This is a genomic window from Ruminococcus sp. YE282 (assembly GCA_900101355.1).
GTDB classification, from domain to species: Bacteria; Bacillota; Clostridia; order Oscillospirales; family Acutalibacteraceae; genus Ruminococcoides; species Ruminococcoides bromii_A.
Window position 1 is genome coordinate 29,395 of record FMUV01000005.1, and the last position, 25,477, is coordinate 54,871.

Below are 25,477 nucleotides of genomic sequence, written 5' to 3' on the forward strand. Positions count from 1 at the left end.
TGGGAAACTATCGGCGTTAACTTATGAAAGGAAGTGAAAACAAATGATTTTGAATGTACACCTTATTCGTAAGGCTGACGATTATGCTTTGCATAGATGTGAGGTAGCGAAGGTAGTTGAAATCAGCCACGGAGATTTCAATGAACTGAAATGTAATCCGCTTAAAGATTATGACTTTATTTCGGAGTACAAGGATAAGCTCGAATACGGAAACACTTCAACAATTCCGTGTGTTATGTTTCTTGACAGCGAAGGAGATGATGGTATCCTCGTAGATCCACAGGGATATGATTACGCCAGATACTCGGCGTATGTTTCAAACGCACGACAGCTGTGCAGACTCGGACAGTATCCTTCGTTGGAAGAATCAAATAAGGATATGGAGAGCTTGGTTGAACACTATGCCAAAGAAGTGCTGAACACGCACCGGGACGGACAAGCGACTCTCTCCCTTTCTGCTGTGGGCGACTATTATCAGTCTGAATATCAAGGCTTTCTCGATCATGAACTCTTCCAGAACATGATGATGGAAAGACCTGAGTTTGATGACATCGAAGAAAACTGCGGAGATCTGTTTATCAATGTGAAACCCGAATATCAGTATGGTCACAGACGCTTGCTTACTCAGCAGGAAGTTGATGTGATGTGTGCAAAGCATGTTCTGTGGTTGAATGACGCAGGCGGTGAACGCGCCAGCTTCCAAAACTGTTATCTGAACAATCTTAATCTTTACGGCAGGGATTTGTCTAACAGCTATTGTGAAGGTGCGGTGTTTGAAAACTGCGATATGCATTCAACAGACTTCAGTAATGCCGAGATGGAGTCAACACGTTTTGAAAACTGCTATATGCAAGACATCTTTGCAAACAAATCAAACTTTATTCAAGCCGACTTTATCGGCTGTGATATTTCAAATTCTGTTGTGTGCGATTCGCTCCTCACAAGCGCGACGATGACGAATTGTGATGTTGTGAATACGCAGATAACTAATTGTCAGATGGACGGATTTGAACATCCCGAAACAGAATTTGATGAAGCGGCTTGTGCAACAGGTCAAACATCCAGTGAAACAAACAATATGAATATATCATAAGAGGTGCAAATGAAGAAAGAGAATATCAGCATTGCTTATGACAGCGAGAAACTTTCTGCTGTCAAATTTTATATGGAGCAGCGCGATACCAATGTGAAGTCTGAACTCGAAAAAGCGCTCGACGCTCTCTATACAAAATATGTGCCTGCCAACGTGCGTGAGTTTCTTGATTTAAAATCTTCCGCGCAAACCATTAGCAGACCAAAATCATCTCGCTCAAAACCGAGTGAACACAAAAGCGAGGTGAGCGAAAATGTTTGAAACTAATTTTGATTTCGACTACAACCGATATAAGCTCAATGCAGTGATCGATTGCTTCCATCACGAGGAAGAAGAGCTGCGTATGGAATTGATCAATCACATGGAAAAGCTCTACGATGAGCTTGTGCCTCCCGAAGTGAAGGAGCAAGTGGACGCTGAAATCGTTGCCGAGCATAACCGTCAGTGGAAGTACGATAATTGCTTCGCGCTTATCCGTATGCACAATATGGATGAAGATGAATTCTTCTTAGCGGCGAAGGGAATCAATTCATTGTACGACGCGGCTCTCAAGTACTACTGTGATTTCATATACATGAAAGATGAGTACACTCTTGATTGCCTTGTTGATAAATTCGATTCCTATGATTATCTTGACGAGCCTGTCTTTAATGTTCTGTCAGACGCACAAGCAAATGATAAAAGAATCAGTTGCGAAGTGCATTATGATTTTGAAGTAGGTACTCTTGAAATGCGCGGCAGTGATGGAACGATGGTTGGTTACGATATGAATGTTATCTCGGATATCCTTGATAGAACTGAGAGCGATAAGTTTAACGAAGCGCAGAAGCGCGCAAAGTTTGATGAAGAGATTAAATCATATCTACAGGAAATCAATGTTGAAGGTGAGAACGAGGGCAGTACAATGCGCCTGTGATCGCCGTGTTCGCCCTGTGTCGGCTTTTCTAAACTCAGGCAGGACACAGCCGTTTGAACGAGGGAGAGCCAACACGGGCGATTATTTGCAGAATTACACGAAAGGCAACACCATCGGCAAATCGGGGTATAAAACGGCGGTCGAAAAGTAAGCAGGAGAAAGCGTGTGTGTCGCAGACGCGACCACACGCAGTTCACAGCAGCCGGCAATGCCGACTGCAAAGCCATTTTTTGGGGTTTTGAGATTTCAAAAAAGTGTGTGTCATAAAACAGCTTTTGTGTCAGCTTGTGTGTCATAGAAACCGATTTGCCGTTGTTAAAGCCTTTTATTTGTACTCAAAACTGTGTGTCAATAAGAATTGAGGTGAATTAAGCATGGATAAGACCGATAAAAAGGTTAGATTTGCATTGTATGTAAATCAATCGGCTTTAGATCTTGTAGACGAATATTTCGAGAAAGATAACTGCTTTAGTAAGAGCGAGTTCATAGAAAATGCGATCAGATTCTATGTCAGCTATCTTTCTTCCGATACAAATATTCCTTATTTATCTACAGTTGTTATGTCAACGATGGATTCTTTACTCAAAGAAAATACAAACAGACTCAGCAAATTGATTTTTAAGTTAGCGGTTGAGCTCGCTATCACTATGAATGTCGTAGCGGCAAATCAGGGAGTCGATAAAGAAGTCCTTAATAGTTTGCGCGGTGAATGTATCAAGGAAGTCAAAAAGACTAACGGTATCTTTACTTTTGATGAAGCGGATAATTGGCAGAAAGGCTTGTAATTTGTGGCGAAGATAGTAACTAAGTTCAAATATCTTAAGCCGGAAGGGAAACAAAGCGCCGGAGGATATGTCAAATATATAGCTACACGTGAAGGAGTAGATAAGATTGATGACTCAAAACAGTTCGCTCCGGTTACTGTGAAGCAACAGAAGTTGATAAATAAACTGTTGAAGGACTTCCCGGATTCTGCTGACAGCTTGGAGTATCATGACTATCTTGCACAGCATAATGTAGCGACTGCTTCTGAGTTTATCAATCGCACGGTTGAGGATAATAGCTATGAGATAGCCGGAAGAGAGAGCTACGCAAAATATATTGCTACCCGTCCCCGTGCTGAAAAATTTGGTCGGCATGGGTTGTTTACTGACAAGGGTGTACCTGTTCAGTTGACAAAAGTGCAGGAAGAACTCAATAAGCATGAGGGTAATATCTGGACTGCGATTATTTCTTTGAGAAGAGAAGACGCTGAACGGTTGGACTATAACAACGGTGCAAGATGGAGAGATATGCTCCGGAGTCAGGCGTTTGCTATGGCGAAGAATATGAGGATTAGTATAAAAAATCTTCGTTGGTATGCTGCGTTTCATAATGAATCTCATCATCCTCACGTTCATCTTATCTTGTATTCAACCGATCCGGACGAGGGATATTTGACGGAGAGAGGAATAGAAAACCTACGCTCCTCATTCGCAAGAGAAATATTCGCTCAAGACTTGGTATCTATTTATGCCAAGCAAACCGAGAGCAGAGATAAGCTGAGAGCCGACGGTAAAACTCTTGTCGCGGAAATCGTCAGTCAGATCAACAACGGTGATTATGATAACCCGACAGTTGAAAACCTCCTTCGCCAGCTCTCGGAGAGACTGTCACGCGTCAGTGGTAAGAAACAATATGGTTATTTAAAAGCGGAGGTTAAAGATATCGTAGACAACATCATCATTGAACTTTCTAAAGACGAGAGAATCGCAAAGCTCTATGATATTTGGTATGATCAGAGGGAAGAGGTACTGCGGACCTACACCGATAAGCTCCCGAAACGGATCCATTTGGTGGACAATGATACGTTCAAGCCAATCAAGAATCATGTTATCGCTGAAGCGTTAAGGATAAAGTCAGAAAGCTTATACGATGAAGAATTTGACTCAACAATGGATTCAAACGTTTCCTTTTTGAAAACAGTTCCTGAAGAGCCGGATGTGGATACGGAGGCTGCAGACTCCGTAGAGACAGATAAGCTTAAGAATAGCAAAGCAATGTTCAGACTCGGTAAGAAGCATCTAAGAGAGGACTACAGCGGATATGATCCTCTCAAAGCGGTTGATTATCTTGAAATGGCAGCAAGTTTAGGCAATAGCTACGCTCAATTTCTGTTGGGCAAGTTATATCTGCAAGGAGATGTCATTGGCAATGACAGCGAATTGGCTTTGAGATATTTGACAGAAGCGGCTGAGAACGGGAACGATATAGCGATGTACTACCTCGGCAAAGAATTGCTACTCGGTGATAACTTGTCGAAAGATATCTCACAAGGCTTTGATTGGTTAGTCAAAACAATGAACAGCGGTAATCGGTACGCCAAGTTCCTATTGGCAAAGGAGTATTTGTCGGGAGAAAACATTCCCCGATATCCGGATATTGCCGTACAGCTGCTGGAAGAACTTTCAGAAGATAACTTTGAGTACGCGGAATATCAGCTCGGCAAGCTGTACTATCAAGGGGTAGATATGCCTCAAGACATCGGCAGAGCCGTGTATCATTTTGAGAAAGCCTACGATGCAGGCAATCAGTACGCCGCTTATCAACTTGGGGAAATCTATCTGAACGAACTTCATGATACTGACAAGGCGGTGTTCTATCTTAAAACGGCAGCGGAAGAAGGTAATCCCTATGCACAATATCAACTCGGAAAGCTGTATCTGTACGGCAACGGCGTAGTGAAGAATGTCGAACTCGCCTATGAGTATCTGATTGAATCAGCGAAGAACGGCAATCCTTACGCTTTGCAGCTATTGAACAGTCACAGCAAGGGGAGAGGCGCGTCCGTTGCGATGTGTTCAATGTCTCTGCTTCATCATCTGAGTCGAATCATCCAGAATCAGATAGAGCAAAACAGACATCGCAGAAAAGTAAAAACAGACCGAAAAACCCGTCAGAAAATTGATGACAAGAAATTCGGTCTCGGACTTCATTAAAAAATACAAACTACTATCAAGGGGCAACTATACCTATTCGGTGACAGGACCGTCCTATCACGATGATAGGAGTGGTATAACAGCCCAAAGTAAGATAACTACAACAGAAAGATAGACAGACAAACTCTTGAATAAAAGTTAGATGTATAGGAGAAGTAATGTCAGTATTTAATTATTTTACAAAAGAGCAAAGAGAACGCGCGAGGAACACTGACCTTGTGCAGCTTCTCAGAAGCCAGGGCGAAAAACTCAAGCGGTCGGGTTCGGAATTTGAATGGCGGGACGGATCCGAGAAAGTGACCGTGAGAGGAAACCTCTGGTTCAATCAGTACGATCAGAAAGGCGGCGACGCGATAGATTTTGTCCGCAGATATTATCACAAGGACTATCCTGAAGCAGTTGCTTTCCTGCTCAATCATGGCGGCGGACAAATCATTCATTCTTTTTCTGCCGAGGAAAAGCCGAAGGTGTTGGAACCTCCCAAGCCGAACTCTGATATGCGCAGAGCCTACGCTTACTTGCTTTTGAGTCGCTGTATCGACCGAGATGTCCTCAATGCCTTTATCCACAACAAGATGATTTTCGAGGATGAGGAATATCACAATGCCGTGTTTGTAGGCTACGATCCAACAGGTAAGCCTCGGCACTATCACAAGCGAGGATCATTGTCGGAGAGCTCATTTAAGGGAAACGTATCGGGCAGCGTGCCCGAATACAGCTTTCACTGGCACGGCAAGTCGGACAAAATATTTCTGTTTGAGGCGCCGATAGATATGCTCTCGTTTATCTCTATGCACAAAGAGAATTGGTATGACCACAGCTATGCGGCATCCTGCTCCGTTTCGGACAGGGTGCTTTTTCAATGTCTCAAGGATAATCCGAACATCAAAAAGGTGTATCTGTGTTTCGATAACGATTTTTGGGGACAGCAAGCCAACCAACGGATAAAAGTCAAGCTCAATGAAATGGGTATTGAAAACCATATCCTGTTACCGACGCACAAGGATTGGAATCAGGACTGGCTGAATCAGGGAAAGGGGAGTGAGAAGTTATGTTACCGTCAGGCGTAGGAATCATGATTGCGGCCGTGGGTGGTTTACTGTTATTCTTTTTTCTGGTGTTGTCACTCTCCAACCGATACAACCTCAACAACATCAAGGACAAGACAGTAGGACACGGTCAGCATGGAACGGCACGTTGGGCAACAAAAAAGGAAATCAAAAGAATCTATAAGCACATCAATTATGAACCGGATAAGTGGCGTGAGGATCCCGAAAGCAGACCGAAGGAGCAGGGGATAGTGGTAGGCTGTACCAACCGCAAGTTGATGATCTTCTCAAACTTCCTGCGGCGAGTATGGTACAGACTCAGAAAGCTGAGAAACAAGCTTCGCAGAAAGAAAAACAAGAAGTATATCCCCAAGCCCATTCAGAAAGGAACGACTACAGCTATGGTAGATACAGGCGACGTACATGCATTGATGATCGGCGCCGCCGGTGTCGGTAAAACTGCTTTTTGGTTATATCCTTGTATCGAATACGCTTGTGCTACCGGAATGTCATTCTTATCAACCGATACAAAGGGAGATGTGGTACGAAATTATGGAGAGATAGCATCCAAGTATTACGGTTACAATATTTCCGTGATCGACCTTCGAAACCCAACACGTTCCAACGGCAATAACCTTCTGCACCTCGTGAATAAGTACACAGACTTGTTCAAAGCCAATCCCGATAAGCTCGTTTACAAAGCAAAAGCCGAGAAGTACGCGAAGATCATAGCCAAGACAATCATCATGTCGGGTGGTGACTCCGCTTCCTACGGACAAAACGCTTACTTCTACGATTCAGCAGAGGGATTGCTGACGGCGACGATCCTGCTTGTAGCGGAATTCTGCAAGCCGGATGAACGGCATATCGTGTCCGTTTACAAAATTATCCAGGAGCTTCTTGCTCCGTCAAACAAGAAGGGCAAAAATCAATTCCAACAAGTAATGGATCTGCTTCCCGAAAACCATAAGGCGAAGTGGTTTGCCGGAGCCGCGTTAACCACAGCGGAAGATACAATGGCATCGGTCATGTCGACAGCGCTATCAAGGCTGAATGCTTTTCTTGACTCAGAGTTAGAGCAGCTACTTTGTTTTGATACGGAAATCGACGCCGAGAAGTTTTGCAACGAAAAGTCGGCAATCTTTATTGTTATGCCCGAAGAGGATCCCGGTAAATTTTTTATGGTTTCGCTGATTATCCAACAGCTGTACCGAGAAATACTCGCCGTAGCAGATGAGAACGGCGGGAAGCTGAAAAATCGTTGTGTATTCTATTGTGATGAATTTGGCACTCTGCCGAAAATCGAGTCGGCAGAGATGATGTTCTCTGCATCACGTTCACGTAGATTGCAGATCGTGCCAATCATCCAGTCTTTCGCACAGTTAGAGAAGAACTATGGCAAAGAGGGCGCGGATGTTATCATAGACAATACTCAGCTGACGATTTTCGGTGGATTTGCTCCGAACAGCACCTCGGCTGAAACATTATCCAAAGCGCTCGGTTCTCGAACAGTCATGTCCGGTTCGGTGAGCAGAAGCAAGGATAATCCTTCTCAGTCCATTCAGATGATAGAGCGACCGTTGATGACTTCCGATGAGCTCAAGAACCTTCCGAAAGGTACTTTTGTGGTAATGAAAACAGCGGAGCATCCTATGAAGGTCAAACTGAAGCTATTCTTCAAGTGGGGGATAAGCTTTGAAGCTCCTTACTCAGTGGAGGAACACAGCAACCGTGAGGTGCATTATGCTGTCAAGAAAGAGCTTACAGACGCAATCATCAAGAAATATCATCCGGATTTATTGACGGCGGCAAAGGAGAAGAAGGATGATACAAGCACAGGCGGTGTAAAAGCAGCGAGAGCGAACAAGGATGTGCCGTTTGAGCAGGCAAGTCATCTTGCCAAGAACGAAGAGCAGGAGAAGCCTGCCACAAGAAAGAAATCTGATAAAAAAGATGATTCAAAATCAGGCAGCGGCAATAAGCGCGTGATCGAGCAGCAGAGGATCCAGAAGCCGCATACCAGACCTATGCAGCCTCGCACTCATCGGAACGGTGGTGAGCGAAAATAGGCAGACTTGAACCGATTTATAGAATGGATTTACCTCACAGAGCCTTTGTCGTATATATCTATCTCAAGGATCGCGCCAACAAAGACGGAGTGTGCTGGCCCTCTGTAAACAGAATAGCCGCCGACACAAAATTGTCGGCGGCTACAGTGCGCAGAGCAGTCAAAGATTTGCGGGAAGCCAAGCTGATCGAAACAGAGCAGCGGTATCGCTATAACGGCGAGAACAGCAGCTTGCTTTATACTTTGAAAAATCTTTAGCTTTGGTCTGGCTATTTCAAAAACTTGTGGTATACTGTTGTGCTTGAAAGGCGGTGATCAAATGACACTTATCGAAAGTTTGTGGTATGGCGATATAGCTATGAACGAGCGCGGAATAGAGAACCATGAAGAGTATAACAAGTTAACACAGTTGATTATGAAGCAAGAAGGTGAATTGAAAAAATCACTTTCAAAAGAGCAGATTGAGTTATACGAGAAACTCAGATCAAATCTGAATGAGCGCATGGACTTATCAACCTGTGATGCATTCACGGTAGGTTTCAAGCTCGGTGTGAGAGTAATGAATGAAGCGACAAAATGAAGTGGAGGACTGTCGGTGATGGCAGTCCTCCTTTTTTACAGTTCGATTTTTCCGTGTTTTTCCTCATACTTTTCTATTGCGTCACGAATGAGAATCAGAATCTGACTATTCGCTGAACGACCTTCATAATCAGCAACAACATGAAGCTTGTTTAACATTTCTTCATCAATTCGAATAGATAAACTCTTAACAGCCATAAAAAATACCCCACTTTATATTTATTATGGCTTTATTTTAATTCTAAAATATGTTATAATGATAAAAATAGATACAAAATATATCTAAAATACATTTAATTGTAAGTGGGGTAGGTAAACATGGGTAAGGCATGTTGTGGTTTTGGTCATAGAGAAGTGTTTGAAAATATCTCTGAAAAAACATACTCCGCTGTTAAAGAAGCAGCAGAGCAAGGTTGTGATATATTCTATACAGGTGGGGATGGAGAGTTTGATAAATTATATTCATCAGCAGTTAGAAAACTTAAAACTCTTTATCCTAATGTCAGGTTAATTCTCGTGAAGCCTTACATGACGAAAAGAATTAATGATACCGGAGATTATCTTTATTCATTGTACGATGATATTTTTTTCCTACGGAGCTTGCTGATACACATTTCAAATCCGTTATAAAAAAACGGAATCGTCTAATTGTAGATTGGTGTAGTGTAGTAGTTGTCTATGTAAAGAGAGAATATGGTGGTGCTTTTGAAGCAATGAGGTATGCGAAAAAACAAAGTAAGACGGTAATAAAAAGGATATAAAAAAAAGGCAGTTCCAGAAAACTACCTTTTAGTTCTTATAATTGTTTCGCAGATTGTTTCAATCTATGAAATATCTTTCAAAGTTCGCATAAACCCTAACCTTTTTAAAGCTTTGACTAAAAAACTGACCATTTAGATAGTCGCGAGCGGCACAAGTAAATCCATATTTTTCTTTTTCTGGTTCATTGTTGAATGGACATATCTATTTAACGTTGTTTTAACATCAGAATGACCAAGGATATCCGACAAGGACTTAATATCAAAGCCGCTTTCTACGCATCTTGTAGCAAAAGTATGTCTAAGCGCATGAAAGTTTGTTTTTGCTAATCCACATTCATCAATATACTTTTTAAATGTCATTTGCAATAGTCGCGGCTCGACGAAGTTGCCTTTTCGATTCTTCAATACAGAACCTTTTCCTCTAAATGATTCCAGATATTTTTTCAGGAACTGTGGTATTGGAATAACTCTAATAGAACTACTTGTTTTTGGTGTAGTCACTGATAAAACTGTTTTGTCTCCTTCTTTGAGTCGCTGAACTGTTTTATTGATGATAATCCTATCTACCTGAATATCTTCCCACTGCAAGGCGCATAATTCCCCAATCCGAATACCGGTATAAAGGGCGATTAATATACCCAACTTATAGCTGTTCGTTTCTTGTAGAAGGAAATGCTCCAGAACGGTCTGCTCTTGACTGGATAAAACACGTAACTCCTTTTTCTGAACTTTCTTGAACTTTATTTTTGGTTTTGATATTTTATAAATATCTTCCGCATACTTCAAAATTAGACCAAGAACCACTAAGATATCATTGACAGTTTTTGCGGACAATCCTTCTTTGCAAAGATGCTCAGAAAAATCGTGTATTTCTTTGGTTGTCAAATTTGACATATTGATAGTTGAGATGTTGTGAGAAAGTATATGCTTACGTATGATCGTTTCATATTTGAGATAAGTGGATTCTTTTACCGACTGTTTAATACTATCTTTCCATTCCACGGATATTTATTGCAGTTTTAAAACTACTCTCGTGGCGTTTTGTGTAACCAGCGAGTTATTTCGAGTAACCTCATCCTGCTTGAGTTTTGCTTCATCAAACGTCTTTCCATATACAGAACCATATATCCGTTTACCCTCTTTGCTTATTGATTTTAGATATCTAGCCTCCCAACGACCATCTTTCCTCTTATAAATATTTGTACCTTTCTTTGGCGTAAATATCACCCTTTCTTTTGCTTCATTTATACTTAAAACAATCTGACAAAACAACTGACGAGAATTGCAAAAAAACCTTTACGGTAATTGTTGGATTTTCACAAAAGCAAAAACTAAAACAAAAAAATTTAAAAATTTAGAATTATTTTCTAAATATCTATTGCATAATTCGACAAAACATGATATTATAAGATTGCTATTTTATACTCTTTGCGTTTCATAGATTGAAACAATCTACGAAATGTGGATAAGGACAGCGGATTAGTGTATACGGTCGTTGGCACCTATGCAAATAAACATGACGTTACCCAAACAGAAAACCTATTGACTAGCGAGGAAGAAACCGTAAACGGAAACGCCGGTTATACCGGTGCATAGAAAAGAAAACCGCTATCGTTTGTAACAAACAAGGCAAGAAAGTAAAATATAAGATTAATCGTCACCCATCCCGGTTAAACGAGTTCAGCAGAAGCGGCAAATATAAAGCTAAGAAAAGAGAACATCAAAAGTCATCGGTAAAAGAAAATGCTGAGCATTTATCCGCTATTGTCAAATGACAGCTCGATTTTAAGAAAATGCGTTATTGAGAGCTGCAAAAACAGATACCAAAACTCAATATCGTGTTTATCTTAGCAAATTTGATTTTGGCTGACATACCTTGTTTGGCTACTTAACTTGAAAATTTTTGCTCTGAATCTGGAAACAAAAGATTTCCACAACCATTTTCTAACCAAATTGTTCGGTGCTGCCTATAATTTAGGTAGTTATAGGTAGTTTTTTGCTTGAACGATTTGGAAATTCAAGTCAAAAGATGTAATTAATATGGAGCTGAAGAATGATTTTATTAAAATATATACTAAAAGAATTTAAAAGCAAAAAACTGAGAACATTTATTTTGGTGCTTTCAATTTGTTTGGCATCAGCTATGTTGTTTGCATCTTTGACATTATCAAAGACACTTGTAGAGCTTCAAAGAGATTCATATAAAGCAAGTGTAGGAACTGCTGATATTGTTGTATTATCAAAGGAAAAACAATTTTTTGAACTTACCGATCTTAATTGCAACGAAGTAGCGACAGACCGTGTTATACCTAAACTTAATGTAACTGGCTTGTTTGATAAAAAAACCCAATCGGGAAGTTTATTTTTCCAAATTAATGGATTTGATTATGATGATATTCAGAACTTTAATCCTATAGAATTTGATAAGGTTGATAATAAAAGTTTTGAAGGAAAGGAAGTAATAATCGGATCTTACACAGCTGAAAAGCTTGGTCTTGATATTGGCTCTGAATTTGAGATCTCTATTAATGATGTAAAATACAACTTTAACGTTTACGGAATTGCTAAAAAAACGGGATTGTTTGCTTTTGATGGACAAAGATACAGTGCTATAATACCTATAACGACTCTAAGGGAGATGCTTAAACTTCCTCAAGAAAGTGTATCAGAATTGTATGTTGTATTGAAAACAGATGTTGATAAAGAAAATGCACTCCAAAAACTCTCGGATGAGAATCCAGAGTTAAAAGTAGATTATTCTTATTCTGAGGAAGAAATCGAAGAAGAATCAAAGAATTTGATAGTGCAGATGTATGTTTTGCTTATAATTATATCTATAATGAGTTTTTACATCATCTACTCATCATTTAAAGTGTTAATTCTTGAAAGAATGCCTGTTATAGGAACTTTCAGAAGCATTGGTGCAAATAAGCGTCAAACTTCATTAATGCTTATTTTTGAAAGTTCAGTATATGGTGTTTTGGGCGGAATATTAGGCTGCTTTACCGGATTATTAATACTTTATATTGTTGTTCGCATGAGTATGACAGGAGATCTTGAGAATGTTAATATCGAATTAACTTTTTCAGCTATCGATATTATCATAGCATTCTTGTGGGCAGTCGTTTTAGCTGTTGTCAGTGCAATACTGCCTGTTTTAAGTGCTAATAAAAAGTCTATCAAGACTATTGTTTTAAATCAGCCTGAGATCAAAAAAGTGAAAAAAGGTTCGTTTGTCGGATTTATGATCTCTTTGATAATAATTTGTGCAGCCATCGGTTTATTGTATGTTCCGTTTAAGAAGGGCGCAATAGTTTTTGATTCGATCTCTCTTGTACTTCTTATAATAGGTGCATTCAGAATTACTTCATATATCATTCATTTTATAGCCTCCAAATTCGAAAAGTTATATTCTTTGTTTTTTGGAAATGCAGGATTAATTGCATTAAAAAACATCAAGAACTCTTCTGAAAGTATTAATAATGTTTTGCTACTTACGTTAGCAGTCGCAACTGCAATCTCTGTCTTCACTGTAACAGGAAGTATAGTTTTTGAAATAAATAATGTTGTTTCTTCGTCGTATCATTTTGATTATATCATTAAATCACAATCGATGAATGATGAATTTAGGGACAAACTCGTAAATATAGAAGAAATACAGGATAGTTATGGTCTGTTTTCGCAGAGAAATGTTTCCATAAATGATAGTGAAAAGACAATAAATGTGGTCGAAGGAATAGATACACATAATTATCTAGATTTCCGCAGCTTTGATTTTGAAGGTACAGAAGCTGAAAAAAAGGAGTGCATTGAGAAACTCGATTCAGGCAAAAACATCATTATGACATACATGCTCATGGATAAATATGATCTTAAAGAAAACGATATTGTTTCTCTTGAAACAAACGACGGAAAAGTTGATTATACAGTTGTTGGTTCATTTTACTCCATGCTTGAAAGCGGCGGAAATTACGCTTTGATAAGTGAGGAAAATTTGAAAGAAGATTTCAATATTGTTAACTACAGTCAGTTCTACATAAAAAGCGAGGATCCTGCAATTGAGACAAAGCTCTTTTTGGAATTTCCAAATGACAATATTTCAATCACTTCAATTGATGAATTAATTGAAGTGAGCAAAAAGAGCAGTGAACAGAAAACCAACATCTTTAACGGTTTATCATGCGTTGTTATTATAATATGTTTCTTTGGACTCTTGAATAATCTTATAATGAATTACCTTGAAAGAAGAAAAACCAAAGCGATAATGAGATCTATCGGAATGACAAAATCAAAAGGAATACTTATAGTTCTGGTTGAAGCTCTTACTTGCGGAATATTTGGTGGATTGATCGGTGTTGCAGAAGGCTTGGGAATAATACATATTTCTAAATTTGTAATGAAGGCGATAAATAAACCATATGCAATTAAAATTAATCCTTCGGTTTTTGTAATGTTTTTCACAATAGCTTTAGTTTCAAGTGTTCTCTCGTTTATATTCCTTGAAATGAAAACAAGAAAAATGAGTATATCCGAAGAGATAAAGGGAAGGTAATTATATATGAAAAAAATTGTTGATGTAATAGATGTATGCAAATCATTTTATATAGCAGGAGAAGAAGTTCCAATTCTGAAACATATCGATCTTTCAATAAAAAAGGGATCATTTACAAGTATTATGGGGCCTTCTGGCTCAGGGAAAAGTACCTTTCTTTATCTTTTGGGCGGACTTGACGAACCAACTTCAGGCGATATACAGATTAATAAAAAAAGTATTGTTAAGCTTAACGACAAACAAAAAAGTAATATGCGCCTTAAAAATATAGGTTTTGTTTTTCAGTTTTATAATCTTGTTCCTACATTGAATGTTAGAGATAATATTATGCTTCCTGTTTTGCTTGATAAGAAAAAAGCAAAAGATTATGAAGAACGATATAAGGAACTTATAGAAATAACCGGATTAAGCAAGCGTGAAAGAAATCTCCCTTGTGAATTATCAGGAGGTCAACAGCAAAGAGTTGCTATTGCAAGAGCTCTTATAAACGATCCTGAGATAATATTAGCTGATGAGCCAATCGGTAATTTGGATTCAATTACAGGAAAGGAAATAATGGAGCTTTTCAGTAAGCTTAATCGTGAAAAAGGCGTAACTTTTATTCAGGTAACACATTCACTAGAGGCTTCTGAGTATGGTGATAATCTAATTAAATTAAAAGACGGAAAAGTGATTAAATAGGATGGAAATCAAATGAAATATGATGATATTATAATAGGTGGTGGACTTGGGGGACTTGTTGCTACTGCTTTCTTATCCAAAGCTAAAAGAAAAGTATTGCTTATTGAGAAAAATGCTAACTGCGGAGGATGTATTGTTGAATATAAGCGCAAGGGATTTAAATTTGATTCGTCTACGCATTGGATAAATAATGTTAAAATGATAAAACGTTTCTTAGCAGAACTTAATGCAGAAGAATATGTGGAATTTAAAAAATTCGATCCAATGATGAATATAATTACCACAAATGGTCAGTATTTATTGTCATTTGATGTTGAAGATTTTAAAGAGAAACTAATTAATAAGTTTGAAGATGATAAGGACAACATAATTTTATTTTTTGAAGAGGCTAAAAAATTCGGCGATGAAATGGAGCTTTTAATGAATAGCTCATTTAAGTATATGAAATTGATGGATTTTGTAAAATTTGGCATGAACTATGTTACAAATAAAATGCCAGTTATAAGGAAATATTCAGGGAAAAAAGCTTGTGATGTAATTGAATCAATGTTCAAATCAAAAGAATTAAAAAATATATTATATTCTTTGGGAACAGTTCCTGATCGCTCCATATACCCTATTTTATGTAAAATAGCATGGGCTTATTCAAAAAATTATTATTATTTGACTAAAGAGAATGGCAAGGATAATTTGCCTGAAGCATTAGAAAGAATAACATTAGAAAACGGTACTCAAATCAAAAAAAATACAGAAGTTGTGAAGATAATTGTTAAGGATAAAAAAGCCGTTGGAGTTAAATGTAAGGATGGAACAAAATATTATGGAAGAAATATCATTTCTGATATTGATGCCAATGCAACTTATTTCAAACTTATAGGTGAAAAAAATCTTCCTGAAAAGTTTATTAGAAAAATAAAAGATAAAAAAATATATCCATCCTATTGTCGTATATCCTTGGGCGTGGATTATGATTTTGCCAAAATGGGGTATAAGGGAGAGACAATTACTTTTTTACCTTCGGATGATCTTGAAAAAGTATTTGGATATGATTTGAAGTATTGTAGGAAAAGTTTATATTTCAGATCTTTGCATGATAGGTCGTATGCACCTGAAAATTTTAACACTCTTGAAATCGGGTTTAGATTACCATATAACTATATGAATTATTGGAAGACTGATTTTGACAGAACTAGGAATGAACAGTATTACGATTTAAAAAAGATAGTTGTTGAAGAGGTTCTTGATTCTATATCAACAGTTTTTCCTGATATTAGAGAACATATATTTTTTACTGATTTTATAACTCCAATAACTTATGAAAGATATACCGGAAATACAGAAGGTTCAATGATGGGGTGGGAAGAAGGTAAAGGCGGCATATTAAGAAAAGAACCTATCAAAAACTTCTATCGCGTAGGTCATTGGTCATTTCCAGGAGGGGGAATTCCGCGTGTAATTGCTTCTGGAAAAATAGTATCAGATATGATCATCAGCAGAGAAAAGTAGTGGGGTATATATGAAAATTTGTATAATAAAAAACTGTGTTCTTAGTATGAAAAAAGGATTTAGTTTATTTCCAAGTTCAAATATGGAAGACGAATATCCTGTTTACTCATTTTTATTTATGTTTGAAAAAGTATCTTTTTTAGTAGATACGGGCATGGCAAAAGAGACTTATGCGAGCCTTGGAACGATAGGTAAATTTTTTAAAGTTACAGATCAAAAAAAAGTTACAGATTCATTAGCAGATATTGGCTGTAATAAAATTGATTTTATAATCAATACTCATCTCCATTTTGATCATAGTGGGGGGAACAAATTATTTCGAAATATTCCGATTTATATACAAAAGAAGGAGATGGATGATTTTATTGCGAATAAAAAAAACCCTATGTATATTAATCAATTGATTGATGGAATCGATTATAAAATGGTTGAAGGTGATAAAGTCATTTATAAAGATGATGAAGTTAGCGTAAATTTGATATTTACACCTGGGCATTCAAAGGGACATCAGTCTGTATTGATAGAACATGGTGACAAAAATTTTTTAGTTTTAGGTGATGTGGGTTATTTTGATGAAGAAGGAAGTATAATTCCATTTGGCAACAAAAAGGATTCGCTTTATGAGGTGTCTTTATCATCAGCTGTAAAAATAAACAAAATAATTCATGATAACGCGTCAAATATATCGGTTTTTGTTTCACATGATGAAAGCAAAGTGTCTTTTGCTGATGCATGTGCTAATAATAATATAATTATTTTTAAAGGAGAGTAATATATGAAAGCAACACGTGATGAGATTTTAACAACTTTAAAGGAGATTCTTATCAATAACCTTAATATTTCTTTAAATCCAGAGGAAATTGATGAAAATGAATCATTGTTTGAAGGGGGCTTTGAACTTGATTCAGTAGATATGCTTGAAATTGTAGCAGGTGTAGATGAAAAGTATAATATCGCTCTTACTGACAAGGATAGTGAATATTTTGAAAATCTAAACAAACTTAGTAGCTATATCGAGAGCAAAATTACTGATTAATAAATCCCGACTCGCATGCGGAGGGAACCCTTGTAAAACGGGTCTTTATGATGTTTAGTAGATTAATTTTGATTTAGAATTTTGAAAATTAAATCTATTGATAAGAAACAATGCCTTGTTATCACATTTCTTCTTAGTTGTTCACTCCGTGTGCAAGTCGCTGGGTTAAATAATAGAGAGCTATTTGGATCTAGAAATAGATTGCTGAAATAGGAGTTGTATTATGGATTGTGTAAAAATAAAAGTTCCTGTGAATTCATTGGCATCTGCTAAGATACAGATATCCTGTGGGGCTGATGAGATTTATCTTGGAATGTTTTCGCCTGAATGGTTTGCGAACTTAAGTTTTTCTCATAGGGGAAGAAAAAATTTATCAAGTGATAGAGATGGTTGCATAACTACAGATGAAGAATTAAAAGCAATTATAGACTATGCACATTCACATGGCGTTACTGTCAGTTTTACTGCAAATTTTTTCAACTTACCGGATACTGACGTTAATGAAGTGAATGGTAAAACACTTTCTGATGGTTACCTTGAATATGTAGAAACCGCTATTAGGTGTGGTGTTGATTCTATAATTGTTGCAACGCTCAGTGAGGTATTAATAATAAGGAAATCCTTTCCTGATGTAAAAGTAGTTGCGAGCTGTTTATTTATGATCTCAAATGAAGAGTATGTAAAGTATTTGTATTCTTTGGGTGTGAAATCATTTTTTTTACCGCATGACACAAATATTGAAGAGATTAGAGCTATTAGAAGTATTAGTGAAGATATAGAGATTGGCGTTTTTGCGCATCTTTCGTGTGCGATGTTAAGCGGAGGATGCCATTTATATCATAAATTTGGAGAAGCAGTTGATCTTGGATACCCGTGCAGGAATAAATACACTTGTAAAAATGAAGATGGTGAAGTGGAAATTTGTCACATATTTGATTTTAATTGTGATTGTGCCTTGTGTCAGGTAAAGAATCTGATTGATGCTGGAGTTAATTCATTAAAGATAATCGGTCGCTCCTCATCTTATAAAATTACATCAAGAATGACAAAGGTTTATAAAAAGATGGTACAAACAGTTCTTTCAAACGGTGACTGTATGGCAATCAGACAAGAGATAATCAATGAAGAAACTTGGTGGAAGAGTACGTACTGTGATAATCATGCTTGTAAGTATTCTAAAAACGGTAAATTTACAGATTATCTTATAGGGTGAGGTGAAACAATGCTGAACATCGCAAAAGTGTTTGATAACAAGTGCTTAGAAGAAGCAAAAAGAATAAATTTTGACGGTTATTGTTTCGGTGATGAGTTTTGTTTTTATAAATTCAAGAACGTAACAAAATATTATAATGAAATAAAAGAATTTTCTAAGGCTGGTAAAATGATTTTTGTTGCAATACCAATAATTCAACAATCTCATCTTGTTGAATGTAAGAAAATTTGCGCTGAATTAATGCAACTTGGCATAAAAATAATTTATATAATTAATGATTTAGGTATGCTTTATTATTTGAAAACAGAATATAAGTATGTGGATTATTCTGTAATACTTGGACGTTTACTTAATAAGAATATCGAAAGCTGTCCATGGAGCGAGCATATAATAAGAAACGAGAATGATTTTATAAAAAAAGTAATGTATACTAACAGTGCTAACTCAGATATTGTTATTGAACATCTTAATGATTTAAATGTTAAAGGTGTTCATTGTAATATTACTCAAAACCAAAAGGCCTCATACATAAAGCTTAAAGAAAAAGGATATCTTATAACAGCTGATTTGGGATATACTTATGTTGCTTCAAGCAGAGTGTGCATAACTGCGCATCATAAGCATATCAAAGTTGGAGACTGTTCATCAATCTGTAAGAGTTTTATAGAAGTTACACTTGATAAAATTAAGAATGTTTCTGATATGAACAACAGTTTAGTTAAAAGTGAAAACGCAAAGGAGCTTTATGGTACACTTTATGTAAATGGAAACTGCATATTCAAGAAGAATAGTATTGAGGACGTTCCAAAAGAGATTGATTGTGTTATGATAGATATTGTTTCATATTTAAATGATTTGTCCAAACTTGAGGAATTGATTTGTAGAATAAAAAGTTTAGATTAATGAGGTGGGAAGCGTATGTACAATAGGTGCGTTGTAACAGGTTTAGGAGTGGTTTGTCCGATTGGTAATAATCTTCAAGAGGCATGGGATAACGCATTAAAAGGCGTGCCTGGCTCAGGAGATGTAACATCTATTGAAGTTGAAGGATGTTATACAAAGACCGCTTGTGAGGTTAAGGGATATAATGTTAAAAAAGCAGAACTTGATTTAGTATCAGATTTTTGTCTCACAGCTGTTGAAGAAGCGATTACTGATTCAGGTGTCATTATAAATGATAAAAACAATAAAAAAACTGGTGTAATTGTTGGAAGCTGTACAGGTGGAGCACTGACATCTGAAAAAGTATATAAAGCATTAATTGAAGGAAACAAATCCGTTGATAGAAAAGAAGTATTTCAAATGCCAATTTCTTCTATGGCAGTAAATATTGCTCATTATTTTAACATTAAAGGTTATATTTCAAGTGTAGGAAATGCTTGTGCCGCTGGAACTCTTAATATAGGTTATGCGTGCGACCTTATTGAGCAAGGAATATTAGATATTGTTATAGTTTGTGGTGCTGATACCTTATCTTCTCTTGTTTTTTCAGGTTTCCATTCTCTTCACGCATTAGCAAATGGAGCTTGTGCTCCTTTAAGTGCAAGTGACGGAATTAACCTTGGAGAAGGGGCGGGAGCTATAATAATCGAATCCATAGATCATGCTAAAAGCAGAAACGCAAGAATTTATTGTGTAGTATCAAGCGTTGGAGTAAGTAGTGATGCACATCATATTACTGCACCCCATCCAGAAGGAGTCGGACAGAGAAGCGCAATGAGAAGCGCTTTACAGCTAGCTGGTGTAAGTGTAGATGAAGTTGGATACATTAATACTCACGGAACAGGAACTCCTGTGAATGATTCTACTGAAAAGGAGTCTATCCGTTCAATATTTGGCAATAATGTGTTTATAAGCTCAACAAAATCTATGACAGGACACTGCTTAGGTGCTGCAGGTACTATTGAAGCTGTGTTTACAATAAAGAGTTTATACGATTCGATTGTTCCACCTACAATTAATTTTAAGGGCGATGACGATAGTGGTTTAAATATTGTTATCGATACTGCTAAAAAAATGGGAATGGAATATGCTTTGTCAAATTCATTTGCGTTTGGTGGAAATAATGCTTCTATTCTTCTGAAACAGTATAATGATGATGTTATTGGAAAAGAATCATTTTTTTCTGCTGATAAGAGGATTGCAATTACAGGTTTGGGAGTAATTACAGATTGTGTTGAAGGTGTAGATGAATATATAAACAAAGTTAATAATTTCAAAAATAAATCCGAATATGGATCTGAAGAATCATCATCGGCATATGCAATAAAAAATAATACTTATAAAATTAAGTCTGCATTATACAGGAAAATGGATAGACTTGGAAAATACCTTGTTATTTCAGGTATCAAAGCTATAAACGATTCTAAGATTGATTTTGATGTTATTGATAAAAATAGGATCGGTTGTATAATTGGAACTGCAAGTGGTCCTGTTACATCAATTGCAACATTCGTATCAGGAGTTGTGAAAAGTGGACCATCTCACGGAAGTGCTTTTGTATTTCCTAATACAGTATATAATGCTGCTAGTGGTTTCCTCTCTATATGTTTAGGGATCAAAGGCTATTCTGCAACCGTCAACAATGGAAATATGTCAGGCATTGAGAGCATATGCTACAGTTCAAATGTTATCAAACACGGTTTGCAGGAAAATATGCTTGCTTGCGGAAACGATGAGATTTCTGATGTTGTTGAGAAACTCTACGATATAATTGGAAACAAAGTTTACCCGTTAGGTGAGGGCGGAACTGCGATTATGCTTGAAGATTATGAAAGTGCTTGTAAGCGCAATGCTACAATATATGCTGAAGTTGCAGGGTATTTTATGACACATGAACCTTTAGAGAGCGGGGATGTATCAATTTCAGAATCTCTTCTTAGTGATGCTGTTATTGGTGCAGTTAAAGCTGCTGATATTTCTATAGATGATATTGATTTTATCATAGGTTTCGGAGAAACTGAAGCAGAAAGAAAGTGCTATACGAAGCTCTTTGCTCATTGTAACAAGAAGATATCTGTAGTGAATATTAAGCCAATCGTTGGCGATTGCAGAGCTGTGGGTTCTGCTTTGCAGGTTGTACATGGTGCTCTTGTGCTTGATGGTAATATTCCAAAAGATATTGCTAGCGATTATAGTGTTGGCAAAGGAATTGTTGTTAATAATGAAACTAAATATGGTGTTATTATAGGACATAGTTTTGGTGGTTCTGTAATGGCGCTTATATTAAAAAAATAATTATCAAAATATTTTAGGAAGTGAGGTTTTTTATGATAGGAATTGTAACCGATAGCAGTGCTGATCTCCCGTTATCATTTTATAAAGAGCATGAAAATGTCGTAATGATGCCCCTTACAGTAAGATTAGGATTGCAGTCATTAAAGGATTGGTATGATATTTCGCCCGAGTTTGGCAAAGATGAAAGAGTTTATACAATAAACGAATTCTATGAAAAAATGGCTGAAAAAAAATATGTGCCACGTACCGTTCCGGTAACAGTCAGTGAATTTCAAAATATATACAATGTACTATCTTCAAAATGTGATACGATCATATCTATTCATTTTTCACATAAGCTCGGATATACAGTTGAACAGGCAAAAGTAGCTGCTAAACGTATAAATAACTGTAATGTAATAGTAATAGATACTCTTCAGATTTCAAACGGATATAGTGCAATGATACGTGAAGCTGTTAATCTAAGAGATCGTGGAGCGTCTGCTGAAGATATCGTAAAGCTTGTAAATTCAATGATTTCTTCGCTTAATTCAAAGTTGATAATGACAAATCCAAGTAGCGAATATTTGCACCGTTGTGGCAGAATGAGTACATTTAAATTCGTGTTTGCTAACATAGTAAAGTTGAAAAACTTTACTATTACTGACGGAATGATAACACCTATGTTTGCTTATAAGGGAGAAAATGGTCTGAATCGGCTTATTAATGAAATGATAAAAGAACTTGTTAAAGAAAAGAAAAGCGGAAAAAAAGTATACGCTATCATTTCACACGCCAACTGCGAGAATAGTCTGAAAAAACTGGAGAGGTTATTGATAATAAATAATATTGATTATTATACTCAGTTCCTCGGACCTATAACAGGCGTATACGGTGGCCCCGGAACATGGGCTGTTATGCCAGTTATATTGTAAAAAGGGGGCGGATTATGTCTAAGACAGCGTTAATCACTGGTGGGTCAAGAGGTATCGGAAAGGCATGTGCATTATCTCTTGCTGAAAATGGATATGATATAATAATTAATTATTGCAACAATTCTGCTGCCGCTGAAGCTACAGTAAATGAAATAAAGGCTTTAGGTGTAAATGCTATATCTATAAAAGCTGATGTATCAAAAAATGACGAAGTCAGAAGCATGTTTAAACGAATCAACGCAACCACTAAACAGTTAGATGTGTTGGTAAATAATGCAGGTATTGTAAAAGATCAGTATTTGCTTATGCTTGATGGTGCTACAACTCAAAGATGTATTAATACCAATATAGTTGGATATGTATATTGTTTGCAACAAGCCGCCTTAAAAATGTTTAGAAAGAAAAGTGGGTGCATAATAAATATTTCTTCTGTGAGTTCTAAAATAGCATTACCTGGTCAGGTGATATATTCTGCAACTAAGGGTGCTATCAATTCTATGACTCAGACATCAGCAAAAGAACTTGCACCTTATGGTATAAGAGTTAACGCCGTTGCACCTGGATTTGTAAGAACAGAAATGCTCGATGCTTTAAATGAAGAGTATATTAAAAAGCATATAGAAAATATTCCTTTAGGAAAATTTGCTGATGTTGAAGATGTAGCTAACGTTGTTTCTTTTTTATGTAGCGAAAAAGCTTCTTATATTACAGGACAAGTTGTTATTGTTGATGGAGGTCTGTCACTGTGAAAAAGAGTAACTATGAAGTCAATTCTATTTTAAAACAAAAGCCTCCATTTCAAATGGTAGACAGATTAGAAGAATTAGTTGAAGGGAAAAGTGCAGTTGGTATCAAGTGTGTTTCTTCTAATGAAGACTTTTTCTTAGGCCATTTTCCTGATCAGCCTATTATGCCGGGCGTACTGTTGATGGAATCTTTTGCCCAGACTTGTGCTCTTGTTATGGCTTCGGTAGATGGTAGTGAGAATAATGAAAAAGTTCAGATGATAGTAAAAGTAAAAGATTTTAAATTTGTCAGAGTTGTAACACCAGGAGATATTTTGAAGGTCAATGTAAGAAGAAAAAATAAGTCCTTGGCTATGGCGACTTTTGAAGGTGAGATATACTCTGGAGAAAATAAATTAGTTGCAAAAGGTGAGATGGCTTTTTCATCCGCTTCCTATAATAAACGGAGTGAGTAGATGAAATGTATAGAGATAAATGAATTATCCAAAGTTATTGCCGGTAAAATTATTCTTGATAAAGTTACTTTTCATGTTGATGAAGGTGAGATATTTGGACTTTTAGGTCCATCAGGTGCTGGTAAAACCACAATAATGAATATCTTATGCGGTCAAAGAAAAGCGACAAGCGGACAAACTATTATAAACGGAATAAAGTCGGAAATGCTTCCTGATGATGTACTGAAAAACATTGGAATAATGTTTGATGATTATTCTTTATATGATAGATTGAGTTGCTTTGATAATCTTTTACTTATCACTGATATCTTGAAAATTGACAAAAATGAAATATTTAATGTGTTAAGAAAAGTCGGACTTGAAGATAGCAAAGATAAAGCTGTTTCAAAGCTTTCTAAAGGTATGAAACAGAGATTATTGTTTGCTCGTGCCATTATTCATAAACCAAAGCTATTGTTTCTTGATGAGCCCACAAGTAGCCTCGATCCATCAACTACACTTTTGATTCATAATGTTATTCGTGATTTGAAAAAAGAAAAAACAACAGTTTTTTTGACTACGCATAATATGCATGAAGCTCATAAGTTGTGTGATAATATCGCATTATTAAGTAATGGAAAAATAGTTGAGTATGGAAATCCAGATGAGATTTGTTTAAAATATCAATCTGAATTAGAAGTTGCTTTAACTTTTGATGATGGAAGAATTGAAAAATTATTCTTAACCAACAAGAATATCGATATTTTATATAATTATTTAAAAAATAATTGTGTAAAGTCAATTCATTCATCTGATGTTAATTTGGAAACCATTTTCATAAAATTAACAGGTAAGGGTTTGAAATAATGTCAATTAATTCGATAAAAGCGATTTTTAAAAAGCAGTGTAAGGATTTATGGAAGAATAAAGCTATTTTGATACAATTTACCCTTTTCCCTTTTTTATGTTTAATGATGACATTTTTGATAAAAACCGAACAATTTACACATATGTTTTTTGCGAATCTTTTTTCAACAATGTATATTGGAATGACTCCGCTAAGTAGTATGAATTCCATAATCGCTGAAGAGAAAGAAAGTGGAACACTTTCGATGCTGAGAATGCTCAGGGTTAAATCTGTGGAGTATTTTATTGGTGCTGGATCAAGTGTTTTTCTTATGTGTCTTTTGGTATCAATCAGTTTTGGTTTTGTGGCAGGGTATTCATTTAGTCAGTTTATAATGTATATTGTCATTGAAAGTTTAGGAATTATTATATCTATGATTATTGGTTCAGTAATTGCCATGTTCACTAAGAATCAAAGTGCTGCAACCTCAATTGCTACACCTATAAGAATGATGATATCCTTTTTTCCTATGATTTCAATGTTAAATCCTGATATTAAATGTTATTTTGGCTTTTTATATACTCAACAGATTAATAATTCACTTGCTGATCTCTCAAATAATGAAAAATTTTTTGATTGCTTGAAAATTACTTCAATAACAATAGTTGTACTTGTAGGGGTTTTTATTTTGCTTTATAAAAAGAATAATAAGCAAGAATAATGGATTGAATATAGTTTGAGTGTATGTGATTATTTCGTGCCAAGTAGAGCAGGTATACGCGCCACAGAAAGTGCGGAGTTAATGCCTTTCTCGGAAGTGAAATAGCTTTTCAAAAGAAACTGCCAACTAAATCTCGTCCTACATAA

At 36.5% G+C, this 25,477-nt stretch carries 25 protein-coding genes and 1 pseudogene; 24 read left to right on the forward strand and 2 right to left on the reverse strand.

The genetic code is table 11. The features are described from left to right. Window positions 1–43: 43 nt before the first annotated feature. The 9 genes from BLP46_RS03130 (at window position 44) to BLP46_RS03170 (ending at window position 8,684) form a co-directional block, all read left to right on the forward strand. Window positions 44–1,093, forward strand: coding sequence for a pentapeptide repeat-containing protein (locus tag BLP46_RS03130; RefSeq protein ID WP_092975473.1), 1,050 nt, complete (start codon window positions 44–46; stop codon window positions 1,091–1,093). A 9-nt stretch (window positions 1,094–1,102) separates the two neighbouring features. Further along, window positions 1,103–1,354, forward strand: a complete 252-nt coding sequence (locus BLP46_RS03135; protein WP_092975476.1) for a DUF6103 family protein — start codon at window positions 1,103–1,105, stop codon at window positions 1,352–1,354. Continuing rightward, window positions 1,347–2,009 (forward strand): hypothetical protein, encoded by a 663-nt coding sequence (locus tag BLP46_RS03140; RefSeq protein WP_092975479.1) that lies wholly within the window; start codon window positions 1,347–1,349, stop codon window positions 2,007–2,009. The genes BLP46_RS03135 and BLP46_RS03140 overlap by 8 nt, the downstream gene beginning before the upstream one ends. A 374-nt stretch (window positions 2,010–2,383) precedes the next feature. Further along, window positions 2,384–2,794 carry a hypothetical protein gene (locus BLP46_RS03145; protein WP_092975482.1) on the forward strand — a complete coding sequence of 137 codons (411 nt, stop codon included), beginning with the start codon at window positions 2,384–2,386 and terminating at the stop codon, window positions 2,792–2,794. A gap of 3 nt (window positions 2,795–2,797) precedes the next feature. Beyond that, window positions 2,798–4,987 (forward strand): MobP3 family relaxase, encoded by a 2,190-nt coding sequence (gene mobP3 / locus BLP46_RS03150; protein WP_092975485.1) that lies wholly within the window; start codon window positions 2,798–2,800, stop codon window positions 4,985–4,987. 158 nt (window positions 4,988–5,145) lie between these two features. Continuing rightward, complete coding sequence (locus tag BLP46_RS03155) at window positions 5,146–6,057, forward strand: DUF3991 and toprim domain-containing protein (RefSeq protein WP_092975488.1); 912 nt, start codon at window positions 5,146–5,148, stop codon at window positions 6,055–6,057. Continuing rightward, window positions 6,039–8,105, forward strand: coding sequence for a VirD4-like conjugal transfer protein, CD1115 family (locus tag BLP46_RS03160; protein ID WP_502685986.1), 2,067 nt, complete (start codon window positions 6,039–6,041; stop codon window positions 8,103–8,105). The genes BLP46_RS03155 and BLP46_RS03160 overlap by 19 nt, the downstream gene beginning before the upstream one ends. Before the next feature lie 23 nt (window positions 8,106–8,128). Then, the gene (locus BLP46_RS03165; protein ID WP_092975491.1) at window positions 8,129–8,362 is read left to right on the forward strand and encodes a helix-turn-helix domain-containing protein; all 234 of its coding nucleotides are present in this window, start codon (window positions 8,129–8,131) and stop codon (window positions 8,360–8,362) included. A 61-nt stretch (window positions 8,363–8,423) separates the two neighbouring features. Next, complete coding sequence (locus BLP46_RS03170; protein WP_092975494.1) at window positions 8,424–8,684, forward strand: DUF6809 family protein; 261 nt, start codon at window positions 8,424–8,426, stop codon at window positions 8,682–8,684. Between the two features lie 35 nt (window positions 8,685–8,719). On the opposite strand, the gene BLP46_RS03175 is transcribed toward BLP46_RS03170, so the two are convergent. Continuing rightward, window positions 8,720–8,881 (reverse strand): type II toxin-antitoxin system antitoxin, encoded by a 162-nt coding sequence (locus BLP46_RS03175; protein WP_092968886.1) that lies wholly within the window; start codon window positions 8,879–8,881, stop codon window positions 8,720–8,722. A gap of 120 nt (window positions 8,882–9,001) precedes the next feature. On the opposite strand from BLP46_RS03175, the gene BLP46_RS03180 reads away from it, so the two are divergent. Next, window positions 9,002–9,313 (forward strand): hypothetical protein, encoded by a 312-nt coding sequence (locus BLP46_RS03180; RefSeq protein WP_092975497.1) that lies wholly within the window; start codon window positions 9,002–9,004, stop codon window positions 9,311–9,313. 263 nt (window positions 9,314–9,576) lie between these two features. Here BLP46_RS03180 and BLP46_RS03185 read toward each other — a convergent pair whose 3' ends face one another. Next, window positions 9,577–10,446: a tyrosine-type recombinase/integrase gene (locus BLP46_RS03185; protein ID WP_092975501.1), complete on the reverse strand. Its 870-nt coding sequence runs from the start codon at window positions 10,444–10,446 to the stop codon at window positions 9,577–9,579. Between the two features lie 462 nt (window positions 10,447–10,908). On the opposite strand from BLP46_RS03185, the pseudogene BLP46_RS13525 reads away from it, so the two are divergent. From BLP46_RS13525 to BLP46_RS03255, 14 genes and pseudogenes are all read left to right on the forward strand, one after another. Beyond that, a pseudogene (locus BLP46_RS13525) lies at window positions 10,909–11,046 on the forward strand (IS5/IS1182 family transposase); the annotation flags it as partial. Window positions 11,047–11,497: 451 nt separating this feature from the next. Next, entirely contained in the window at window positions 11,498–13,996 is a 2,499-nt protein-coding gene (locus tag BLP46_RS03195; RefSeq protein WP_092975507.1) for an ABC transporter permease, read from the forward strand. Between the two features lie 6 nt (window positions 13,997–14,002). Continuing rightward, entirely contained in the window at window positions 14,003–14,677 is a 675-nt protein-coding gene (locus tag BLP46_RS03200; protein ID WP_092975510.1) for an ABC transporter ATP-binding protein, read from the forward strand. A 12-nt stretch (window positions 14,678–14,689) separates the two neighbouring features. Further along, complete coding sequence (locus BLP46_RS03205) at window positions 14,690–16,183, forward strand: phytoene desaturase family protein (protein WP_092975513.1); 1,494 nt, start codon at window positions 14,690–14,692, stop codon at window positions 16,181–16,183. 46 nt (window positions 16,184–16,229) lie between these two features. Beyond that, window positions 16,230–16,955 (forward strand): MBL fold metallo-hydrolase, encoded by a 726-nt coding sequence (locus BLP46_RS03210; protein WP_167669159.1) that lies wholly within the window; start codon window positions 16,230–16,232, stop codon window positions 16,953–16,955. Window positions 16,956–16,958: 3 nt separating this feature from the next. Then, complete coding sequence (locus BLP46_RS03215; RefSeq protein ID WP_092975519.1) at window positions 16,959–17,219, forward strand: acyl carrier protein; 261 nt, start codon at window positions 16,959–16,961, stop codon at window positions 17,217–17,219. 223 nt (window positions 17,220–17,442) lie between these two features. After that, window positions 17,443–18,432, forward strand: a complete 990-nt coding sequence (locus BLP46_RS03220; RefSeq protein ID WP_092975522.1) for a peptidase U32 family protein — start codon at window positions 17,443–17,445, stop codon at window positions 18,430–18,432. Between the two features lie 9 nt (window positions 18,433–18,441). Next, complete coding sequence (locus BLP46_RS03225) at window positions 18,442–19,335, forward strand: hypothetical protein (RefSeq protein WP_092975525.1); 894 nt, start codon at window positions 18,442–18,444, stop codon at window positions 19,333–19,335. A gap of 15 nt (window positions 19,336–19,350) precedes the next feature. Continuing rightward, window positions 19,351–21,669: a beta-ketoacyl-[acyl-carrier-protein] synthase family protein gene (locus BLP46_RS03230; RefSeq protein ID WP_092975528.1), complete on the forward strand. Its 2,319-nt coding sequence runs from the start codon at window positions 19,351–19,353 to the stop codon at window positions 21,667–21,669. A 32-nt stretch (window positions 21,670–21,701) separates the two neighbouring features. After that, window positions 21,702–22,583, forward strand: a complete 882-nt coding sequence (locus BLP46_RS03235; RefSeq protein ID WP_092975531.1) for a DegV family protein — start codon at window positions 21,702–21,704, stop codon at window positions 22,581–22,583. A 14-nt stretch (window positions 22,584–22,597) separates the two neighbouring features. After that, complete coding sequence (locus tag BLP46_RS03240; protein WP_092975534.1) at window positions 22,598–23,332, forward strand: SDR family NAD(P)-dependent oxidoreductase; 735 nt, start codon at window positions 22,598–22,600, stop codon at window positions 23,330–23,332. Then, entirely contained in the window at window positions 23,329–23,784 is a 456-nt protein-coding gene (fabZ, locus tag BLP46_RS03245) for a 3-hydroxyacyl-ACP dehydratase FabZ (RefSeq protein WP_092975537.1), read from the forward strand. The genes BLP46_RS03240 and fabZ overlap by 4 nt, the downstream gene beginning before the upstream one ends. Continuing rightward, the gene (locus BLP46_RS03250; protein ID WP_092975540.1) at window positions 23,785–24,630 is read left to right on the forward strand and encodes an ABC transporter ATP-binding protein; all 846 of its coding nucleotides are present in this window, start codon (window positions 23,785–23,787) and stop codon (window positions 24,628–24,630) included. Then, window positions 24,630–25,331 carry an ABC transporter permease gene (locus BLP46_RS03255; protein WP_092975543.1) on the forward strand — a complete coding sequence of 234 codons (702 nt, stop codon included), beginning with the start codon at window positions 24,630–24,632 and terminating at the stop codon, window positions 25,329–25,331. Before BLP46_RS03250 ends, BLP46_RS03255 begins: the two co-directional genes overlap by 1 nt. The last annotated feature ends 146 nt before the right edge of the window (window positions 25,332–25,477 follow it).